The 1,182-nt window shown below is 52.5% G+C and carries 1 rRNA gene; it reads left to right on the plus strand.

The features are described 5' to 3' along the window. Positions 1-1,162, plus strand: a 23S ribosomal RNA gene (locus C9J12_RS30060); the annotation flags it as partial. Positions 1,163-1,182: the final 20 nt, after the last annotated feature.

Genomic DNA, 1,182 nt, shown 5'->3' on the forward strand with positions numbered 1-1,182 from the left:
TGGGAGTCGCAGATACCAGGTGGCTGCAACTGTTTATTAAAAACACAGCACTGTGCAAAATCGAAAGATGACGTATACGGTGTGACGCCTGCCCGGTGCCGGAAGGTTAATTGATGGGGTTAGACGCAAGTCGAAGCTCTTGATCGAAGCCCCGGTAAACGGCGGCCGTAACTATAACGGTCCTAAGGTAGCGAAATTCCTTGTCGGGTAAGTTCCGACCTGCACGAATGGCGTAATGATGGCCACGCTGTCTCCACCCGAGACTCAGTGAAATTGAAATCGCAGTGAAGATGCTGTGTACCCGCGGCTAGACGGAAAGACCCCGTGAACCTTTACTACAGCTTGGCACTGAACATTGACCCTACATGTGTAGGATAGGTGGGAGACTATGAAATACGGGCGCTAGTTCGTATGGAGTCGTCCTTGAAATACCACCCTTGTATGCTTGATGTTCTAACGTTGGCCCCTTATCGGGGTTGCGGACAGTGCCTGGTGGGTAGTTTGACTGGGGCGGTCTCCTCCCAAAGAGTAACGGAGGAGCACGAAGGTGGGCTAATCACGGTCGGACATCGTGAGGTTAGTGCAATGGCATAAGCCCGCTTGACTGCGAGAATGACAATTCGAGCAGGTGCGAAAGCAGGTCATAGTGATCCGGTGGTTCTGAATGGAAGGGCCATCGCTCAACGGATAAAAGGTACTCCGGGGATAACAGGCTGATACCGCCCAAGAGTTCATATCGACGGCGGTGTTTGGCACCTCGATGTCGGCTCATCACATCCTGGGGCTGAAGTCGGTCCCAAGGGTATGGCTGTTCGCCATTTAAAGTGGTACGCGAGCTGGGTTTAGAACGTCGTGAGACAGTTCGGTCCCTATCTGCCGTGGGCGTTGGATGATTGAAGGGGGCTGCTCCTAGTACGAGAGGACCGGAGTGGACGAACCTCTGGTGTTCGGGTTGTTACGCCAGTAGCATTGCCCGGTAGCTAAGTTCGGAATCGATAACCGCTGAAAGCATCTAAGCGGGAAGCGAGCCCTGAGATGAGTCATCCCTGATACTATAAGTATCCTAAAGGGTTGTTGAAGACTACGACGTTGATAGGCAGGGTGTGTAAGTGCTGCGAGGCATTGAGCTAACCTGTACTAATTGCCCGTGAGGCTTAACCATACAACACCCAAGGGGTTTTT

This window comes from Photobacterium frigidiphilum, from assembly GCF_003025615.1.
Lineage (GTDB): Bacteria > Pseudomonadota > Gammaproteobacteria > Enterobacterales > Vibrionaceae > Photobacterium > Photobacterium frigidiphilum.